Genomic DNA, 2,631 nt, shown 5'->3' with positions numbered 1-2,631 from the left:
GCGAAGATTTCAGCATAGAGACCACCGGCAGAGAGCCTCGCATCACCAAAATAGCCAAAATCTTGGGGATGGGGCTCCATCGAGCTGCTTTTTTCGGCAACAATGCTAGGATTTCCCAATCAAAGCCTCAGCCCCTGTCGATAGGGATCCCGACCTCAAAGCCGGCCCCTGTCCGAGCGCAGCCCAATTTGCCATAATGAAGAGAGACTGTAAACATTTGTTAAGGCCATGACTGTCTCTGCTCTGGATCCTGTCAACCCCGCTCGTCTGGAGGAAATCGCCCAACGCTTGCGCAGCCAACGCCCTGCGGATCGCATGGTGGCCTTGGCCCAGTTGCGGGATGTGCCAGCGGAGCAGGCGGTGCCGCTGATTTTGCAGGTCATCGACGACGAAAACCTGCAGGTGCGCTCTTTTGCCGTCTTTGCCCTGGGGATCAAGCAGACGGACGCCTGTCTGCCCAAGCTGCTGGAGATCCTCACCCAAGACCCGGACTACGGCATTCGCGCCGATGCGGCAGGCGCCCTGGGCTACTTGGAAGATCCGCGGGCTTTTGAGGCCCTGGTGCGGGCTTTTTATGAAGATGTGGAGTGGCTGGTGCGCTTCAGCGCCGCCGTGGCCCTGGGCAACCTGAAGGATCCACGGGCCTATGAGGTGCTGCTGCGGGCGTTGGAGGGGCCGGAAGTGTTGCTGCAGCAGGCGGCCATTGCAGCTCTGGGAGAACTGGGGGATCTGCGGGCTTTGGATCACATCCTGCGGTTTGCCCAGTCGGAAGATTGGCTGGTGCGGCAGCGGCTGGCCCAGGCCTTGGGAAATCTGCCCTCGCCCAAGAGTGTTTCTGCCCTCAACTATCTGGCCAGGGATCCCCACGATAGCGTTGCCGCGGCAGCTTTGGATTCGCTGCGGCGGCTGCGCCAAAGGGGCTTCCCAGAGCCCATGCCTGAGGCGGGATCCCGGCCAGCCGATTCGGAAGCAAGCTAAGCTGGAAATCCGGGTTTGGCCTGGTGTAGGGAGGCGAGGATTTGCCGACCCTTGTTGTTTCCTGATCCCCTGCTGCGATGGTTACCAGCCCCCATCCTCTAGTTGCTCCGGAGATAGCCGGATCCCCCTCTCGGCCCCGCATTGTGGCGGCCCTTTCTGGGGGGGTAGACAGCTCCACGGTGGCGGCCCTTCTCCACGAACAGGGCTATGCCGTGGAGGGAGTGACTCTCTGGCTGATGCGGGGGAAAGGCCAGTGCTGCACCGACGGCCTGGTGGATGCTGCTGCCATCTGTGAGCAATTGGGGATCCCCCACCATGTGGTGGATAGCCGTGAGCTGTTTCAGGCCGCCATTGTCGATTACTTGGTGGCCGGCTATGGGGAGGGGATCACACCGCTGCCCTGCTCCCAATGCAACAAGCTGGTGAAGTTCGGCCCCCTGCTGGCCTATGCCCGCGAGACGCTGGGCATCTCTCAGATCGCCACCGGCCACTACGCGCGGGTGCGTTTTGAGGCCGAGCTGGGGCGCTATCAACTGCTGCGGGCGGTGGATCGGCAGAAGGATCAGTCCTATTTTCTCTACGACCTCAGCCAGGAGCACCTGGCCCACAGTCTCTTCCCCTTGGGCGAGTACACCAAGGCCCAGACCCGTCAGATTGCCGCGCGCTACGGCTTGGTTACGGCAAACAAGCCCGAAAGCCAGGATCTGTGCTTGATCGAGACCTACGGCTCGATGCGCAACTTTTTGGATCAGCACCTGGGTCAAAGGCCGGGGGAAATTGTCGATACCCAGGGGCGAGTCCTGGGATATCACGAAGGTATCCACCACTACACCGTCGGCCAGCGCAAGGGGCTGGGGATTGCCTCTTCCCGTCCGCTCTATGTGGTGCGCATCGATGCGGCCATGAACCGCGTGGTAGTGGGAGAGCGGGAAGAAGCCACCCAAGCTGAGGCGTGGGTGCGGCGGGTGAACTGGGTCTCGATCCCTGCGCCGGCAGAACCCTTGGCCGTGGAAGTGCAGGTGCGCTACCGTACCCCACCGGTGCCGGCTATGGTGATCCCAAAATCGCCGGAGCGGGTGAAGCTACAGTTTGCCGAGCCGCAATTTGGCGTCACCCCTGGCCAAGCCGCCGTCTGGTACCACGGGGATCTCCTGCTGGGGGGCGGCATCCTGGAGCGCCCTTCTTCCTAACTAGAGGTCTGGCAGAGCACTCCCCTCTCCCCCTGGGAGAGGGGCCGGGGGTGAGGGCAGTGATGGCAAAAATAGGAAAGGGATCCCTTCTCGTCTCAAGACGGAGCACAGGGATCCCCTTTTTGCCATCCAAACAGGGGTAAAAACTCTTAGCTATTGGTAGGCCGCTTGCTCTTTCAACTGCTGCAGGGATCGGAACAGGAGCACCGTATAGATATCGAGGATGGGCGCAACTGCTGTGACGGCAGCATTTCCAACCACAACCGCACCCAAGGCAGCTCCCAGGATCCCCCCAACAAGAAACAAAATCAGGAGTGGGATGCCGAAGATCAAACTCACAGCCAGCAAAGCCCAAAACACGCCCCACCAGCGATCTTTGACGAGGTTCCAACTGTAGCCCAGACCTTCCGTGGCACCTTTGCCTTCCAGGGCAATCGCACAGAGAGTGAAAACCAGCCTTACC

The 2,631-nt window shown here is 60.9% G+C and carries 3 protein-coding genes; 2 read left to right on the top strand and 1 reads right to left on the bottom strand.

The window, feature by feature from the left end:
- Positions 1 to 228: 228 nt before the first annotated feature.
- Together NW857_RS09605 and mnmA are read left to right on the top strand one after the other, a co-directional pair.
- A complete protein-coding gene (locus tag NW857_RS09605) occupies positions 229 to 978 on the top strand; it encodes a HEAT repeat domain-containing protein (RefSeq protein ID WP_414336171.1) in 750 nt (249 codons plus the stop codon).
- Between the two features lie 77 nt (positions 979 to 1,055).
- On the top strand, positions 1,056 to 2,168 hold the full coding sequence (gene mnmA, locus NW857_RS09600; RefSeq protein WP_414337635.1) for a tRNA 2-thiouridine(34) synthase MnmA: 1,113 nt from the start codon (positions 1,056 to 1,058) through the stop codon (positions 2,166 to 2,168).
- A gap of 153 nt (positions 2,169 to 2,321) precedes the next feature.
- Here the strand turns inward: mnmA and NW857_RS09595 are convergent.
- Positions 2,322 to 2,631: glycerophosphoryl diester phosphodiesterase membrane domain-containing protein (locus NW857_RS09595; RefSeq protein ID WP_414368796.1), on the bottom strand; the 310-nt coding region annotated here is incomplete at its 5' end.

Origin of the sequence: Synechococcus sp. H55.9, from assembly GCF_047462355.1 — a bacterium.
Classification (GTDB): domain Bacteria; phylum Cyanobacteriota; class Cyanobacteriia; order Thermostichales; family Thermostichaceae; genus Thermostichus.
The sequence above is the reverse complement of the archived record's forward strand: the minus strand, read 5'-3'. Positions and strand labels throughout refer to the sequence as shown.

Bases quoted from the DNA above. Each gene is read 5' to 3' on its own strand.
- mnmA (WP_414337635.1), top strand. From the start codon at position 1,056: ATGGTTACCAGCCCCCATCCTCTAGTTGCTCCGGAGATAGCCGGATCC.
- NW857_RS09605 (WP_414336171.1), top strand. From the start codon at position 229: ATGACTGTCTCTGCTCTGGATCCTGTCAACCCCGCTCGTCTGGAGGAA.